The organism is Porphyrobacter sp. YT40 (genome assembly GCF_006542605.1).
GTDB lineage: Bacteria > Pseudomonadota > Alphaproteobacteria > Sphingomonadales > Sphingomonadaceae > Erythrobacter.
Window position 1 is genome coordinate 2,906,333 of record NZ_CP041222.1, and the last position, 15,629, is coordinate 2,921,961.

Annotated in this window: 17 protein-coding genes; 6 read left to right on the forward strand and 11 right to left on the reverse strand. The window is 66.6% G+C overall.

Annotated elements, in window-relative coordinates; genetic code table 11:
• The first annotated feature begins 24 nt into the window (after positions 1 to 24).
• Entirely contained in the window at positions 25 to 1,713 is a 1,689-nt protein-coding gene (locus tag E2E27_RS13610) for a thiamine pyrophosphate-binding protein (protein ID WP_141460008.1), read from the forward strand.
• A gap of 79 nt (positions 1,714 to 1,792) precedes the next feature.
• Here the strand turns inward: E2E27_RS13610 and E2E27_RS13615 are convergent, their stop codons facing one another.
• The gene (locus E2E27_RS13615) at positions 1,793 to 1,963 is read right to left on the reverse strand and encodes a CsbD family protein (protein WP_141460010.1); all 171 of its coding nucleotides are present in this window, start codon (positions 1,961 to 1,963) and stop codon (positions 1,793 to 1,795) included.
• Between the two features lie 170 nt (positions 1,964 to 2,133).
• Positions 2,134 to 2,541 carry an EVE domain-containing protein gene (locus E2E27_RS13620; RefSeq protein WP_141460012.1) on the reverse strand — a complete coding sequence of 136 codons (408 nt, stop codon included), beginning with the start codon at positions 2,539 to 2,541 and terminating at the stop codon, positions 2,134 to 2,136.
• Positions 2,542 to 2,725: 184 nt separating this feature from the next.
• On the opposite strand from E2E27_RS13620, the gene E2E27_RS13625 reads away from it, so the two are divergent.
• From E2E27_RS13625 to E2E27_RS13645, 5 genes are all read left to right on the forward strand, one after another.
• Positions 2,726 to 4,378, forward strand: coding sequence for a putative bifunctional diguanylate cyclase/phosphodiesterase (locus tag E2E27_RS13625; protein ID WP_181443450.1), 1,653 nt, complete (start codon positions 2,726 to 2,728; stop codon positions 4,376 to 4,378).
• 105 nt (positions 4,379 to 4,483) lie between these two features.
• On the forward strand, positions 4,484 to 5,272 hold the full coding sequence (dapF, locus tag E2E27_RS13630; protein ID WP_234036269.1) for a diaminopimelate epimerase: 789 nt from the start codon (positions 4,484 to 4,486) through the stop codon (positions 5,270 to 5,272).
• On the forward strand, positions 5,269 to 6,444 hold the full coding sequence (locus tag E2E27_RS13635) for a MiaB/RimO family radical SAM methylthiotransferase (RefSeq protein ID WP_141460016.1): 1,176 nt from the start codon (positions 5,269 to 5,271) through the stop codon (positions 6,442 to 6,444). The genes dapF and E2E27_RS13635 overlap by 4 nt, the downstream gene beginning before the upstream one ends.
• Positions 6,441 to 7,367: a signal recognition particle-docking protein FtsY gene (ftsY, locus tag E2E27_RS13640; RefSeq protein ID WP_141460018.1), complete on the forward strand. Its 927-nt coding sequence runs from the start codon at positions 6,441 to 6,443 to the stop codon at positions 7,365 to 7,367. The genes E2E27_RS13635 and ftsY overlap by 4 nt, the downstream gene beginning before the upstream one ends.
• 67 nt (positions 7,368 to 7,434) lie before the next feature.
• Positions 7,435 to 8,118 (forward strand): inner membrane-spanning protein YciB, encoded by a 684-nt coding sequence (locus E2E27_RS13645; RefSeq protein ID WP_141461905.1) that lies wholly within the window; start codon positions 7,435 to 7,437, stop codon positions 8,116 to 8,118.
• Here E2E27_RS13645 and E2E27_RS13650 read toward each other — a convergent pair.
• From E2E27_RS13650 to ccmC, 9 genes are all read right to left on the reverse strand, one after another.
• Positions 8,115 to 8,525, reverse strand: a complete 411-nt coding sequence (locus E2E27_RS13650) for a hypothetical protein (protein WP_141460020.1) — start codon at positions 8,523 to 8,525, stop codon at positions 8,115 to 8,117. The two genes, E2E27_RS13645 and E2E27_RS13650, sit on opposite strands and share 4 nt — an antisense overlap.
• A 37-nt stretch (positions 8,526 to 8,562) precedes the next feature.
• The gene (locus tag E2E27_RS13655) at positions 8,563 to 10,512 is read right to left on the reverse strand and encodes a potassium transporter Kup (protein WP_141460022.1); all 1,950 of its coding nucleotides are present in this window, start codon (positions 10,510 to 10,512) and stop codon (positions 8,563 to 8,565) included.
• A 140-nt stretch (positions 10,513 to 10,652) separates the two neighbouring features.
• The gene (locus tag E2E27_RS13660; protein WP_141460024.1) at positions 10,653 to 11,300 is read right to left on the reverse strand and encodes a tetratricopeptide repeat protein; all 648 of its coding nucleotides are present in this window, start codon (positions 11,298 to 11,300) and stop codon (positions 10,653 to 10,655) included.
• Positions 11,297 to 11,725, reverse strand: coding sequence for a cytochrome c-type biogenesis protein (locus E2E27_RS13665; protein WP_141460026.1), 429 nt, complete (start codon positions 11,723 to 11,725; stop codon positions 11,297 to 11,299). The genes E2E27_RS13660 and E2E27_RS13665 overlap by 4 nt, the downstream gene beginning before the upstream one ends.
• Positions 11,722 to 12,249, reverse strand: coding sequence for a DsbE family thiol:disulfide interchange protein (locus E2E27_RS13670; protein ID WP_141460028.1), 528 nt, complete (start codon positions 12,247 to 12,249; stop codon positions 11,722 to 11,724). The genes E2E27_RS13665 and E2E27_RS13670 overlap by 4 nt, the downstream gene beginning before the upstream one ends.
• Positions 12,250 to 12,255: 6 nt before the next feature.
• Positions 12,256 to 14,244, reverse strand: a complete 1,989-nt coding sequence (locus tag E2E27_RS13675; protein ID WP_141460030.1) for a heme lyase CcmF/NrfE family subunit — start codon at positions 14,242 to 14,244, stop codon at positions 12,256 to 12,258.
• A complete protein-coding gene (gene ccmE, locus E2E27_RS13680) occupies positions 14,241 to 14,705 on the reverse strand; it encodes a cytochrome c maturation protein CcmE (protein WP_141460032.1) in 465 nt (154 codons plus the stop codon). The genes E2E27_RS13675 and ccmE overlap by 4 nt, the downstream gene beginning before the upstream one ends.
• 14 nt (positions 14,706 to 14,719) lie before the next feature.
• Entirely contained in the window at positions 14,720 to 14,860 is a 141-nt protein-coding gene (locus E2E27_RS18795) for a hypothetical protein (protein WP_181443451.1), read from the reverse strand.
• Complete coding sequence (ccmC, locus tag E2E27_RS13685) at positions 14,860 to 15,618, reverse strand: heme ABC transporter permease CcmC (RefSeq protein ID WP_141460034.1); 759 nt, start codon at positions 15,616 to 15,618, stop codon at positions 14,860 to 14,862. The genes E2E27_RS18795 and ccmC overlap by 1 nt, the downstream gene beginning before the upstream one ends.
• Between the last annotated feature and the right edge of the window lie 11 nt (positions 15,619 to 15,629).

Genomic DNA, 15,629 nt, shown 5'->3' on the forward strand with positions numbered 1-15,629 from the left:
GCAATACGACGGGAGAGCAATGCGATGACCGATTCCACCCGCCCCGAGGGCACCAGAACAGCGGCGGCCCTGCTGGTCGATTGCCTGGCCACTCAGGGCGCCACGCGGATTTTCACCGTGCCGGGTGAGAGTTTTCTCGCCGTGCTCGATGCCCTGCCCGACCGGCCGGAGATCGATGTCGTCACCTGCCGTCAGGAAGGCGGCGTCACCTTCATGGCCTGCGCCGATGGCACGATGACCGGGCGGCCCGGAATCGCCTTCGTCACCCGCGGTCCGGGTGCGACCAATGCCAGCATCGGCGTCCACGTGGCGCATCAGGATTCGCAGCCGATGATCCTGTTCGTCGGCGATGTCGCGCGCGGCGCGCAGGGACGCGAGGGGTTTCAGGAGGTCGATTTCCCCGCCTTCTTCGCCCCCATCTGCAAGTGGGCCGCACGGATCGACGATCCCGCGCGCATTCCCGAATATATCGCGCGCGCCTATGCCGTGGCGATCAGCGGGCGGCCCGGCCCGGTGGTGCTCGCCCTGCCAGAGGATATGCTGGTCGAGCAGGTGCCCGCCGCCCTCGCCCCGCGCCCGCAGGTGCTGCGCCCGGCGCAGGCGGTGTGCCCGGATGCGCTTGCCACGCTGTTCGACCTGATCGCCGACGCCGCGAGCCCCATCGCGATCATCGGCGGCGCGGGCTGGAACGCCAAGGCGCGGGAATACTTCCAGCAATTCGCCGAGCGCATCGGCCTCCCCGTCGCCACCGCCTTCCGCCGTCAGGACGCGATCGCGCCGACCTCACCGGTCTATGCCGGCAACCTCGGATATGGGCCCAACCCGAAGCTGGTCGAGCGGGTCAAGAATGCCGATCTCGTCATCGCGGTCGGCGCGCGACTGGGTGAGGCGACCACCGATGGCTATGAGGTGCCAACCCTCGAACACCCCGGCCAGACGCTCGTCCACATCCATCCCGATCCGGAGGAACTGGGCCGCGTCTACCGCACCGACCTGGCCCTGTGCTGCGCGATGGATGAATTCGCCGAATGCGCGGCGCTGTGGGAAGACGAAGCGATCATCCCCTTCGATGCCGGGGCCGAAGCCCATGCCGAGTGGCTGGCGTGGTCCACCCCCCATCCCTCCGACGCGGCGATGGACCTTGCCGCCTGCGTCGCCGCAATGCGCGAAGCGCTGCCTGCCGATACCATGATCTGCAACGGAGCGGGCAATTTCGCGGGCTGGTGGCATCGCTACTGGCGTTACGAGGCGTACCCCGGCCAGCTCGCCCCGACTTGCGGCGCGATGGGTTATGGCGTGCCGGCCGCAGTCGCGGCGGCGCTGCGCTTCCCCGAGCGCACGGTGGTCGCTGTGGCGGGTGACGGCGATTTTCTCATGAACGGGCAGGAACTCGCCACCGCTGCCCAATACAGCGCGAACCTTATCGTGGTCGTGATCGACAATGGCGCTTACGGCACCATCCGGATGCATCAGGAGCGCGAATATCCCGGACGCGTCTCCGCCACGCAGCTGGCAAATCCCGATTTCGCGATGCTCGGCGCGGCCTTCGGCGGGTGGAGCGCGCGGGTCGAGACAACCGAAGAATTCATCGCCGCACTCGCCGAGGCGAAACGACGCAGCGGAATCCGGCTGATCCATGCCCTCACCGATCTCGAACGGATTGCCGCAAGCGGCGCAACCATCAGCGGGCTGCGCGCCCGCGCGCGCGGCTGATACGAAAAAGGCCGCCTCTCGGGGGGAGAGAGGCGGCCTTCGTGTTGATCGTCAGGGGGGCAGAGACGATCAGTTTTGCTTAGATCTTGTCGCCCATGGCGCCTTCGATATCGCCCTTGAGCTTCTGGGCTTCGCCCTTGCGCTCCTGCGCCACGCCTTCGGCGCGGGTCGCCGGGTTCGACGACTGCTGCTTGATGTTGCCAGCGATTTCGTTGGCGGTGCCTTTGATGTTTTCGGTCAGCTTGCCCATGGTAGGCTCCTCTGTGTGTTTGCGTCTGCGGGGAAGTGCGACGCTTCGAGAGGGATAAGAGCAGCCGTCCGGCAATGTTCCGAGGGGCTTATCACGCCAAGACGAACCGACGCGGGCGTGCGACGAGCGATAATTCGGGCTTTAAGTATCTGTTTTTAGATGGAGCCTGACTACTCGCCGGCCATCTCGCAGACCACCGCCCATTCCTCGCGCGTGACCGCGCAGACCGACAGGCGCGACAGGCGGACAAGCTGCATCTCGGCCAGGCGCGGCTCGGCCTTGATCGCCGCGAGCGTGACAGGCGTAGCGAATTTCCGCTTCGCCTTCAGCTTCACCGCCGCCCACTTTCCGGTCTCATCGGTGGGATCGCCGATCCCGCTGACCGTGATCTCGGCGATGCCGACAATCTCCAGCCCTTCGCGCGAGTGGTAGAAGAACGCTTCGTCCCCCACTTCCATGGCCTGAAGGTTGTTGCGCGCAAGGTAGTTGCGCACCCCGTCCCAAGTGCCCTCGCCTTCGGCGACGAGATCGTCCCAGCTGTATTTGAACGGTTCGGACTTCATCAGCCAATAGGCCATGGGATGCAGCGCTCCTTCGCATTTTTCCCCGCCCCGATAGACCGACGCTGCCCGCCGCGCCAAGCCCCTCTCCGCCATTTGCTCATTAACCCGATATTTAGTGCGATCTGCCAAATCGCTGGAAAGGTGATGGTAAGGGGGCGGGCCGCGCATCTGTTGCGGCCCCAGACAAGAGGCAACGATTTTGACCGATCACGAGCCCGAAAATCCGCTGGTGGCAGCCGAACGCGATATCATTGCGCTGGGCATTGCCGTGGCCGCCATCATCATGCTGGTCGGCACCGGGGGATCGGTGCTGCCCGAGGCGATCGCCGCCTTGCTGGGCGACGGCGACAAGCCCAACGTGATCCTCGTCAACGCGCTGCTGCTCAATATCGCGCTGATCATCTTCGGCTGGCGGCGGTACCGCGAGCTGACCCGCGAAATCGCCGAACGCCGCCGGGCCGAAGCGCGCGCGCAGCTGCTCGCGGCGACCGACCCGCTCACGCGCTGCCTCAACCGCCGCAGCATGATCGAAGTGACCGAAGGCTTGCGCAAGCTGGCCGAAACGCGCGGCGAGGCGCTGGCCTATTGCATGATCGACCTCGACAACTTCAAGCAGATCAACGACATGCACGGCCATGCCGCCGGGGATGCGGTGCTGGTGATGGTGTGCGACCGGGTGCGGGCGCTGCTCCCGCGCGAGGCGCAGCTGGCGCGGCTCGGGGGCGATGAATTCGCCTTCGTCACGACCTTCCCTGCCGGACATCCCGAGCGTGTCGACGATCTTGTGGTGCGGATTTACGAGAGCCTTGCCCAGCCGCTGCGAATGCCCGAACTGACCGTCTCGATCGGCCTCGCCTGCGACACTGACGTCGACCGCGCCGCCGGTGCGCAGGTCGATGGCAATGCGCTGATGCACCGCGCCGACATGGCGCTCTATCATGCCAAGAAGCAGGGCCGAAACCGCTATTTCTGGTTCGAACCGTCGATGGAGAACGAGCTGCGGTTCCGCAACCAGCTCGAAAACGGGATCCGCCGGGGTCTGGCGCGCGGCGAATTCGTGCCCTTCTACGAACAGCAGGTCGATGTCGAAAGCGGCGCACTGGTGGGCTTCGAGATGCTGGCGCGCTGGCGCTCGCCACAGCTGGGGCTGATCGGCCCCGACATCTTCGTGCCCATCGCCGAGGAAATCGGCCTCATCAACGAATTGTCCGAACGCCTGATGGAACAGGCCTTCCGCGATGCGCGCGACTGGGACGAGAGCCTGACGCTGTCGATCAACATCTCGCCCGTGCAGCTGCGCGATCCGTGGTTCGCACAGCGCCTGCTCAAACGGTTGGTCGCCGCCGGTTTCCCGCCGCAGCGGCTGGAGATCGAGATCACCGAAAGCTGCCTGCACGAGAATGTCGGCCTGGTGCGCTCGATGATCATCAGCCTGCGCAATCAGGGCGTGCAGATCAGCCTCGACGATTTCGGCACCGGCTATTCGAGCTTCGAACAGCTGCGCAGCCTGCCCTTCGACCGGATCAAGATCGACCGCAGCTTCGTCAGCGAGCTGAAGGAGCCCGGCCAGCGTTCGCGGCTGGTGGAGGCGATCGTCTCGCTCGGGCGGGGGCTCGATCTGCCGCTGACGGCCGAGGGGGTCGAGGACGAGGAAATTCTCAAGGCGCTGAAGACCATGGGCCGGCTGAAGGCGCAGGGCTATCTCTACGGCCTGCCCGAAGATGCCGAGGGCGTGCGCACCCGCTTGGCGGCGGCCGGACGACTGATCGCGCCGCGCGCAGAACCGGGCGTGACTGCATCGCGTCAGCCGGGCGCGCCCCCCCTGCCGCCCCATCGCGCCGCACAGGGCTGATCATTTCGCCGGTCGGCGGGCCGCCCGCCCTGTGCGCGGGACTGGACGCGGGGCCTTGCGGTGCATAGATGCGGCGGCGTGACGCAGCATGTCCCCTTCATCAAGATGCACGGGCTCGGCAATGATTTCGTCGTGCTCGACGCGCGCGAGACGCCGCTGCCGCAGGTGACGCCGTCCATCGCGCGCGCGCTGGGCGACCGCCGCACCGGGATCGGCTTCGATCAGCTGGTGCTGCTCGAGCCCGACGCGGAGCACGCCTTCCGGATGCGGATCTTCAACAGCGATGGCAGCGAGGTCGAGGCCTGCGGCAATGCCGCGCGCGCGGTCGCGCTGCTGCACGGCGCGCCCGCCACCATCGCCACCGGCGGCGGGCCGATCGCCTTGCAGCCGACGGAGGGCGGCGCCGAAGTCGACATGGGACAACCCCGGTTCGAATGGGACGCGATCCCCCTCGCCTATCCGATGGACACTTTCGCCATGCCGGTCGGATGGGAGAACCTCGAGGGCCCTATGGCGGTCAATGTCGGCAATCCGCACGCGATCTTCTTTGTCGAGAATGCCGACGCGGTCAAACTCGACCGGCTCGGCCCGTTGATCGAGACAGATCCGCTCTTCCCCGAGCGGGTGAACGTCAATGTCGCGCATCTCGCCGGGCCCGATCACCTGAGCTTGCGCGTGTGGGAGCGCGGTGCCGGTCTGACCCGCGCCTGCGGCACCGGGGCCTGTGCCACCGCCGTCGCCGCGATCCGCAAGGGGATGGTGCAAAGCCCGGTGCGCGTCACCCTGCCCGGCGGCGATCTCGTGATCGCGTGGCAGCCGGGCGGCACGATCCTGATGCGCGGCCCCGCCGCGACAAGCTTCCGCGGTACCTTCGTCTGGGACGACTACGCGTGAACGCGCCGCAGATCGTCACGCTCGGCTGCCGCATGAACATCGCGGAGAGCGAACGGATGCGGGCGATGCTGGCGGGGGAGCGCGATCTCGTCGTCGTCAATTCCTGCGCGGTCACCGGCGAAGCGCTGCGCCAGACCCGGCAGGCGATCCGCCGCGCGCGCCGCGACCATCCGCAGGCACGGCTGGTGGTGACTGGCTGCGCGGCCGAGATCGACCGGGCGAGCATCGGCACGATGGACGAGGTCGACGCGCTGGTCGCCAACGCCGCCAAGCTCGATCCAAGGGCGTGGAATGTGCCGGGCGAAGCGCCCGCGATGCCTGCGGCGCGCACCCGCGCCTTCATCGCGGTGCAGAACGGCTGCGACCACGCCTGCACCTTCTGCGTCATCCCGCAGGGCCGGGGCGCGAGCCGATCCTTGACGGTGGCTCGGGTGCTGGAGGAGGTCGGCCAGCATTGTGCCGCCGGAGCGCAGGAGATCGTCCTGACGGGCGTCGATCTGACCAGCTGGGGGCATGATCTGCCCAATGCGCCGCGGCTCGGCACGCTGGTACAGGCGATTCTCGACACGTATCCGCGCCTCTGCCGCCTTCGCCTGTCCTCGATGGACGGGATCGAGATCGACCCGTTGCTGTTCGATCTGATCGCGCACGAGGCGCGCGTGATGCCGCATCTCCACCTCTCGCTTCAGCACGGGGCCGACCTGATTTTGAAGCGGATGAAGCGCCGCCACTCGCGCGCCGATGCGGTGGAACTGGTATCGCGGCTCAAGGCGCTTCGGCCGGGAATCGCGGTGGGCGCGGACCTCATCGCCGGCTTTCCGACCGAGGATGCGGGCCACCACGCCGAAAACCTCGCGATCATCGACGCACTCGACATCGTTCACGCGCATATCTTTCCCTACTCGCCCCGCCCCGGCACGCCCGCCGCGCGGATGCCGCAAGTGGCGCGCGAGGTGGTGAAGGCCCGCGCCGCCGATCTGCGCGCCCGCGCCGCCGCGCGGCGCACGGCGTGGCTCGGCTCACTTGTGGGCGAAACGCTCCCCGTCCTCGCCGAGCGCGGCGGCACGGGCTATGCCCCGAACTACGCACCGGTGGCGCTGCCTGAAGGCAGCACCCCCGGCACCATCATCGACGTGACCCCAAGCGGCCTCAGGGAGGGCCTGCTCGCATGAGTGAAAGCAGCTGGACCCAGCGCCTTTTCGGCGGGTTCGCCAAGACATCGGAGCGCCTTTCCGCCAACCTGCCGATCAGCGGCGGGGCGACCGCGAAGCTCGACGATGCGACGCTGGACGAAGTGGAGGATGCGCTGATCCTCTCCGACCTCGGCCCGTCTGCCGCAGCGCGCATCCGCGCGCGCCTTTCCGACAAGCGCTTCGGGCTGGAGATCACCACGCGCGAGTTGAAGGAAGCCGTGGCCGAAGAAATCGCCGCGATCCTGCGCCCCGTGGCAAAGCCGCTCGAAATCACCGCCTTCCCGCGCCCGCAGGTGATCCTCGTGATCGGGGTGAACGGATCGGGCAAGACCACCACGATCGCCAAGCTCGCGCATCTGTTTCAGGAAGACGATTACGGCGTGCTGCTGGCGGCGGGCGACACCTTCCGCGCCGCCGCGATCGGCCAGCTCGCGACCTGGGCGGGCCGCATCGGGGTCGATCTGGTGCGCGGGCCCGAGGGCGGCGATCCGGCGGCCATCGTGTTCGATGCCGTGAAACAGGCCACCGACACCGGGATCGACGCGCTGATCGTCGACACCGCCGGGCGCCTCCAGAACAAGAAGGAGCTGATGGAGGAGCTGGCGAAAATCCGCCGCGTCCTCGGCCGGCTCAATCCCGAAGCGCCGCACGATGTGGTGCTGGTGCTCGATGCCACAAACGGCCAGAATGCGCTCGCCCAGATCGACGTGTTCAAGGAAGTTGCTGGCGTCACCGGCCTGATCATGACCAAGCTCGATGGCACCGCGCGCGGCGGCGTGCTGGTGGCGGCGGCGGAGCAATATGGCCTCCCCATCCATGCCATCGGGGTGGGCGAGAAGATGGAAGACCTGCGCCCCTTCGATCCCGATCTGGTCGCCCGCGTGATCGCCGGGGTGGCGTGATCGTTGCCCCGCCACCGTTCGCCCTGAGCTTGTCGAAGGGCTGCCTTTCTACTTTTGGAGCGTGACGTTGGAAGAGAAGGACGGTGCTTCGACAAGCTCAGCACGAACGGGGAAAGAAAAATCTCCGGCCTCCAGCTGGCTCAACGTTGCGGTCGATTACGGGCCGCTGCTGGTATTCCTCGGCGTCTACAAGTGGTTTTCGCCCGAGGAGACGAGCGCAGCGGGCGAACTGATCGCCATCACCTTCGGCACCGGGGCCTTCATGGTCGCGGCGGTGATCGCATTGCTGGTATCGAAGTGGCGGCTGGGCAAGGTGTCGCCGATGCTGTGGTTCTCGACCGCACTGATCGTCGGCTTCGGCAGCCTGACGATCTTCTTCGGCGATCCGACTTTCGTGCAGCTGAAACCGACGATCATCTATGCGAGCTTCGGCGTGGTGCTGCTCGGCGGCTTTTTCATGGGCCGCGCGATGCTGAAGATACTGCTTGAGGCCGCCTTCGAGGGACTGTCCGAGGCAGGCTGGCTCAAGCTGTCGCGCAATTGGGGCGTGTTTTTCCTGTTCCTCGCAGTGCTCAACGAAGGCCTGCGCGCGCAGCTTTCCTTCGAAAGCTGGCTCTGGGCCAAGCTGTGGGTGTTCCTGCCGCTGACCTTCCTGTTCACCTTCAGCCAGATCCCGATGCTGCTGAAGCATGGCCTCAGCTTCGAGGACAAGGCCGAGCCCTTCAAGGATGAGCCGCCGACTGGAAGCTAGCGCCAGCTCCTGCGATCCCTCGCAAAGCGGGCAATTGGCATAAGTGCGGCCGGCAAGGCTCCAGCAATTGCCAGCGCAAAAGTCACGTAATTGGCGCCAACCCGAACCTTCTCTCCCTCGAAGAAGAAAAGTCCGGCCATCCACAGAACCGCAGCGGTCGCGCCCAAAGTGACGCTCGCCGCGAGGCTGAGCCTTGATCCCCAGTGCCGAAATACAAACTCAAAGCTTGCAGCCGTGACAAAGGCGGGAGCGGCTCCCGCCGCATAGATGAAGGGCAACAACCCGAAACCGAGAAACACGCCCAACATTGGCCAAATCGTCAGAACCCCGAAGATCGAATAGCCCAGCGGCGGCAACGCCGCTGTCCAGCCCAGCACGATCAGCAATCGGAAGGCCACGTCCTTCATAGCCCGATGACTATAGGATGAAGCTATTAAGTCGCTGCTAAATTTCCACCTGACTCCCCAGCTCCACCACGCGGTTTGTGGGCAGCTTGAAGAAATCCATCGCGCTTGCCGAATTGCGCAGCAACCATGCGAAGATCTTCTCGCGCCACAGCGGCATGGCGGGCTTTTCCGAGGGCAGCAGCGTCTGGCGCGAGAGGAAGAAGCTGGTGTGCATCATGTCGAAGTCACCCCCGCAGCGCTGCATCGACTTGAGGCCGTGCGGCACGTCGGTCTCCTCCATGAAGCCGTAATGCAGCACCGCGCGGTAGAAGCCGTCGCCCAGATCGGTCATCTCGCAGCGGGTTGCAGGGTCGACGAAGGGCACGTCGGCAATCCCGATGGTGAGGATCACCACGCGCTCGTGCAGCACCTTGTTGTGCTTGATGTTGTGCAGCAGCGCGGAGGGCACGCCAGCGGTGCTCGAAGCCATGAAGATCGCCGTGCCGGGCACGCGCAGCGCGGAGTTCTTGGCCGATTTGGCGAAGATTTCGAGCGGCAGCGCGCTCTCGCTCATCCGTTCGCGCATCAGCTTGCGCCCGCGCGCCCAGGTGGTGAGCAGCGTGAAGATCAGGAACCCGATGGCGAGCGGCACCCATCCGCCCTGCGGCACCTTGATGAGATTCGCGCCGAAATAGGCGATGTCGACGATCAGGAACACTGCGATCAGCGGCAGCGCCTTCCACAGCGGCCAGCGCCACAGCGCGGTCAGCACGGCAGCGAGCAGCAGCGTGTCGATGAACATCGCCCCCGTCACCGCGATCCCGTAGGCGGCGGCAAGGTTGCTCGACGACTGGAAGAATAGCACCAGCAGGATCACCATCACCATCAGGCCCCAGTTGATCGCCGGGATATAGATCTGCCCCGCCGCCGTGGCGCTGGTGTGGTGGATTTCCATGCGCGGGATGAAGCCCAGCTGGATCGCCTGCTGGGTGAGACTGAACGCGCCCGAGATCACAGCCTGGCTGGCGATGATCGTCGCCAGCAGGGCAAGGATGATCACCGGCACGCGCACCATGTCGGGGATCATGAGGAAGAAGGGATCCTCGATCAGCGCCACCGTCGCCGCGGGCGAGGTCTGCGACAGCACCAGCGCACCCTGCCCCATGTAGTTGAGCATCAGCGCGGGGAAGACGAAGGTGAGCCACGAAATCCCGATCGGCTTGCGCCCGAAATGGCCCATGTCGGCATAGAGCGCCTCGGCCCCCGTCACCGCCAGCACCACGCTGCCCAGCGCGATGAAGGCGGTGAAGCCGTCGGTAATGAAGAAATTGAGCGCGTTCAGGGGATTGATCGTCTCGAGGATGATCGCCGGATTGGCGCTGAGATGCATCACGCCCAGCGTCGCCAGCATCGCGAAATAGGTCAGCATCACCGGGCCGAACAGCTTGCCCACCCGCTCCGTCCCGCGCGATTGCAGCGCGAAGAGGCAGACGAGAATCGCGATCGCGGTCGGCACGATCCACGGTTTGAAGCCGGGGACGATATATTGCAGCCCCTCCGTGGCCGAGAGCACCGAGATCGCGGGCGTGATCATGGAGTCGCCGTAGAACAGCGCGGTGGCGAACACGCCGAGCAGCACCAGCGGCGCGGTCCATCCGGCGCTGTCCGAAGCGCGGCGGATCAGCGCCAGCAGCGCCAGGCTCCCGCCCTCGCCCTTGTTGTCGGCGCGGGTGATGGTGAGGACGTATTTGACCGTCACCACCATCATCATCGACCAGAACACCAGGCTCAGCACACCATGGATATGCGCAGCGTCGGGCGAAATGCCGGGCGCGCCGTGATGCGAGGCGAAGGTTTCGCGGAAGGCGTAGAGCGGGCTGGTGCCGATGTCGCCGAACACCACGCCCACCGCGCCAACGGCGAGCGTCACGGTCGAGGCGCCGTGACCGTGGCTGTTTTCGACCGGCACGGCCGAAGGATCGGGCGAGGAGGAGGCGGGTGTGCTCATGTCAATCGGATTTCCCGTATCCCCCCGGTACTGCCCATCCGGCCCACGAGACTCGTGTCCGGCAAGGCGGCGCGCCTAGCACCGTCCTTTCGCACCTGCAACAACATCCCCGCGCGTGACACGCAGGGGACAAACACGCATCAACGGCCCTGCAACATCGGTGCGCGGGCGATCATGTCATCCATTCGCGCGACCTCGGCCGCAAGCCCCTCTCGCCACGGCGCGTCCGGGGGCGAGCGTTCGATCAGCCCCTGCCAGACATTGCGCGCGGCGACGATCTCGCCGCTCTGGAGATAGGCGAACCCGAGGAAGTAGTCCGCACCCGGATGTTCCGGGTCGATCGCGCGGGCGCGGCCGAAGGCCTGCACCGCCGCCGGCGTGACGAAGCCATCGGCGTGGCCGACCAGCGCCATCCCCAGCGCGAGCCAGCTTTCCATGTCGCGCGGATTGTCACGCAGGCCCTGCTGCAATAGCCCCGCGGCATCGGCAAACTGGCCCTGCCGCGCAAAGGCGTCCGAGGTGAGGAGATAGGCGGGTGGCGGCAGAGTGCGGTCGAACAGCGCGGCGCGGCCCTCCACCATCGCCTCGCCCTGCTGGCTGGCTTTGCGCGCTTCGGCTTTGGGCGCGGCAGGCTGGCCGGGCGAACCCTGCCAGGCATAGCCCGCAAGCCCGAACACCAGCACCGCGCCGAACAGCGTCATCCCCTCGCGCGGGAGCCGCAGCACCAGCACCGCCAGCGCGAAAGCCGCCAGCGCCAGCGCCGCGACCGCAAGCCATCCGCCGATCATGTCCGCTCTCCCGCATCGTCGCGCCGCTTGCCGAGCCGCCGCGCCAGCACCCCGCCGACAAGCAGGATTACCAGCACCGGTACCGCGAACAGCGGCCAAGTGGTGCTGCTCACCTCGGGCTCGTAGCTGACGTAATCGCCATAGCGCTCGATCAGCCAGCTGCGGATCTGTTCGGGGCTTTCGCCCGCAAGGATGCGCGCGCGCACCTGATGGCGCATGTCGCCCGCCATCGGCGCGTCGCTGTCGGCGATCGACTGCGACTGGCACTTGAGGCAGCGCAAGGTGTGCATCAGCGCGCTCGCGTCGGCCTCGAGCCGGGGGTCGTCGAGCTGGTTATAGGCATAGGGCGCAGGCGGCATGGTGTCCTGCGCCAGCGCGGGCAGCGCGAGCAGCGCGAGAAGCAGCGCGGCAAGAGCCCGGATCATCGTGCCTTCTCCAGTTCTGCCAGCAGCACCGGCACGTCGCTTTCGCGAATGTCGCCGATATGCTGGTAGCGGATCACGCCCTTGCCATCGATCACGAAAGTCTCGGGCACGCCCGAGGAGCCGATGCCGAGCTGCACCTCGGAAATCGGGTCGCTGCCGATGCGGGTATAGGGGTTGCCGTAGCGGGCGAGGAAGCGCGCGACATCCTCGGGCCGGTCGCGGATGGCGATGCCTATGATTTGGGCACCCTGCGCTTTCAAGGCTTCGAGCTGCGGAGCCTCGGCGATGCAGGGGGTGCACCAGCTTGCCCAAATATTGAGCAGCTTGGGCTCCCCGCCGAAATCCGCCTTGGCAGCGCCCGGCAGACCCTCGAAGGCGGGATCGAGCGCGAAGTCGGGCAGCGGGCGGCCGATCATTGTGCTTTCGACGAACTGGTCCTTCTCCTGTGTCAGCATGAAGGCCGCGAGCCCGGCGAAGAAGGCAAACAGGGCGAGCGGCACCCACAGGATCAGCCGGGAACGCATGGCGCTCTACTCCGCCGGAACCGGTGCGGGCACGCCGCCGAGCGCATCGAGATCGGCGCGCCGCTGCGCACCCTTGGCAATCGCCGCGCGGCGCTTCACGTCGACCCTCACCCGCCCGGCGATCGACAGGATTCCGCCCAGCGCGATCAGCAATCCGCCATACCAGATGAAGGTGACGAAGGGCTTCCACCACAGCCGGATCTGCCAGCGCCCGTCTTCGGCCTGATTGCCGATTACGGCGTAGAGCTGGCCGTTCCATTTCGTCAGCAGCGCGCTTTCGGAAGTCGATTGCGGCGGAGACCAGAAGCTGCGTGCCTGAGGATTGAGCAGCACCGGCGCGCCGCCATCCTGCCGCACCGCGAGCCGCGCCTCGATTGCGGTCCAGTTCGGCCCGGCGACCGGCGCCACGCTTTCGAGCGTGACGGCGAAATCGCCGATCTGCTCCGTGCCGCCCGGCGCGACTGCGGCGAGGCGCTCTTCCGAAAAGGCACCTTCGCAGGCCATCCCGAACAGCGCGACCGCGACGCCGAAATGGGCGAGGACCATGCCCCAAGTCGCCACCGGCACGCGCGCGAGCTTGCGGCCACGCAGCGGCAGGACGGCAGCGACAGCCAGCGCGGCGGCAAGGCCGAGGCCGAGCAGCGGCAGGAAGGGATAGCTGCCGAAGAAACTGACCAGCGCGATCACCGCGATCAGGAGCGAAGCGAGCAGCAGCATCTCGAACTGGATGCGCGCGGGCTTGTCCGATCGCCAGCGCAGCAGCGGGCCGACCGCCATGACGAGGAACATCGGGATCGCGAAGATCGCGGAGGCCGGATTGAAATAGGGCGGGCCGACCGAAACGCGCACGTCGAATGCCTCGGTCAGCAGCGGGTAGAGCGTGCCCAGCAGCACGATCGCGAGGATCGCCGAGAGCATCACATTATTGAACACCAGCGCGCCCTCGCGGCTGGTGACGGCAAAGCGCTTGCCCTCGGCAACGGCGCCCGCACGCAGGGCGAAGATGGTGAAGGCCCCGCCGATATAGAGGCCCAGCAGCCCGAGGATGAAGGCCCCGCGCTCCGGGTCGACCGCGAAGGCGTGAACCGAGGTCAGCACGCCCGAGCGCACGAGGAAAGTGCCCAGCATCGACATCGAAAAGGCAAGCACGCCAAGCATGATCGTCCACGTCCGGAGCGCATCGCGCGCGGCCAGCACGCTCACCGAATGCATCAGCGCGGTCGCCGCCAGCCAAGGCATCAGGGAGGCGTTCTCGACCGGGTCCCAGAACCACCAGCCGCCCCAGCCCAGCTCGTAATAGGCCCAGTAGGAGCCTGCCGTGATCCCGAAGGTCAGCAGCACCCACGCGCCCAGCACCCACGGGCGCATTACGCGGGCAAAAGCGGGATTGACCTCGCGCGTCAGCAGCGCGCCCATCGCGAGGCTGAAGGCAACCGACAGCCCGACATAGCCTGCGTAAAGCGTCGGCGGGTGAATCGCGAGGCCGATGTCCTGCAGCAGCGGGTTGAGGCCAGAGCCCTCGGCAGCGGGCACCGGCAGGCGCTCGAAGGGGTTGGAGGACAGCAGCAGAAAGGCATAGAAGCCCAGCGCCACGAAGCCCTGCACCGCCAGCGTCGCGCCCATCGTGCGTTCGGGCAGGCGGCGCTCGAAGGCGGCGAGCATCCCGCCCGACAGCGCCAGCACGCCGACCCACAGCAGCATCGAGCCCTCGTGATTCCCCCAAGTGCCGGTGAGCTTGTAGATGAAGGGCTTCATCGAGTGCGAATTGCTCGCCACCAGCTTGATCGACAGGTCGGTGACCGCAAAGGCATAGAGCAGCATCACGAAAGCGAGCACAGCCAGTGCGGCCTGCACGACGGCTGCGGGGCGCGCGTAGATCGCCAGCGGATTGACCTCGCCCTCCGCCGCCTTCAGCGCAAAGGCACCCGAAACCATCTGCAGCACCGCCAGCGCGGCGGCGAGCCACAGCGCGGCAAGGCCGATCTCGGCGATCATGGCTTGAGGCCCACCGTGGTTTCCGAAGCCATCTTGGCCGCCTGTTCGGTGCCCATGCCCTCGAGCTCCTTGGGCACGTAATTCTCGTCATGCTTGGCGAGGAGGTTGGTCGCCACAAACACGCCGTCCGGCCCAAGGCTGCCCTCGGCAACCACGCCGGAATTCTCGACGAAGAGATCGGGCAGGATGCCGCTGTAACGCACGGGTATGGCATCGGCGGTGTTGCCGGTGACCATGAAGTCGACCGTCACCCCGTCAGGCATGGTTGTGATCGACCCGGCCTTCACCATCCCGCCGAGCCGCACGGCCTGACCGACTTCGGGCGGATCGGAGGCCATCTGCTCGGGCAGGTAGAAATAATTCGCCTGATTGCGCAAGGACCATGCCGCCAGCAGCCCTGCACCGACGATTGCCAGCAGGGCGATGATCACGAGGATCAGACGTTGATGCTTGGCCTTCATTTCTCGCTTTCCGTTCAGCGCCGCCGCGCCGCGTCGCGCCGGGCTTCGGCGCGCGTCATGGAGCGCCATGCCCACGCGATCAGCAATGCCAGAGCCAGGATGCCGACGCCATAGGCCATCAGGACGAAATCCCACTGGTTCAACTGCTCGCGCATCACGCCTGCTCCATCGCCGGGGCTGCGGGTGCGGGGGCATCATCGTCGAGCGCGCGGCGGCGCAGACGCGCTTCGACCTGAGCTTCGGCGATCAGCGCGCGCATCCGCATCAGCACGATCGCGCCGAACAGCAGCGAGAAGCCCACCACCGCCACCAGCAGCGGGACGAGGAAGGTCGCCTCGATCGCGCTCTTGCCTGCGGTGATGCTCGGCGGCTGGTGGAGCGAGTTCCACCACACCACGGAGCGGTTGATGATCGGCACGTTGACCGCACCCACCATCCCGAAAATCGCGGCGATCCGCGAAGAAGAGCCTTCCTTCTCCGCCGCCTCGGTCAGCGCGATGTAGCCCGCGTAGAGGAACAGCAGCACCAGCATCGAGGTCAGCCGCCCGTCCCACTCCCACCAGGTGCCCCATGTCGGGCGGCCCCAGATCGAGCCGGTGGCAAGACAGATCGCGCAGAACACCATCCCCGGCACAGCAATCGCCCGCGCCGAGAGCGCCGCCAGCGGATGCTTCCAGATCAGCAGCATGGCAGAGGAAATCGCGATCCCCGCCCAGCCCCCCATGCCGAGCCATGCGGCAGGCACGTGGATGAAGAGGATCCGCACCGTCTCGCCCATCAGCCGGTCGGGCGGGACCACGAACAGGCCCCAGGCCACAGCGCCCGCCGACAGCACCAGACCGCTCCAGAACAGGAGCGGCATAAGCCATCTGGCGAGGCTCAGGAATCGGGTGGGGTTGGCGTAGATGTGCATGATGTGTGGTG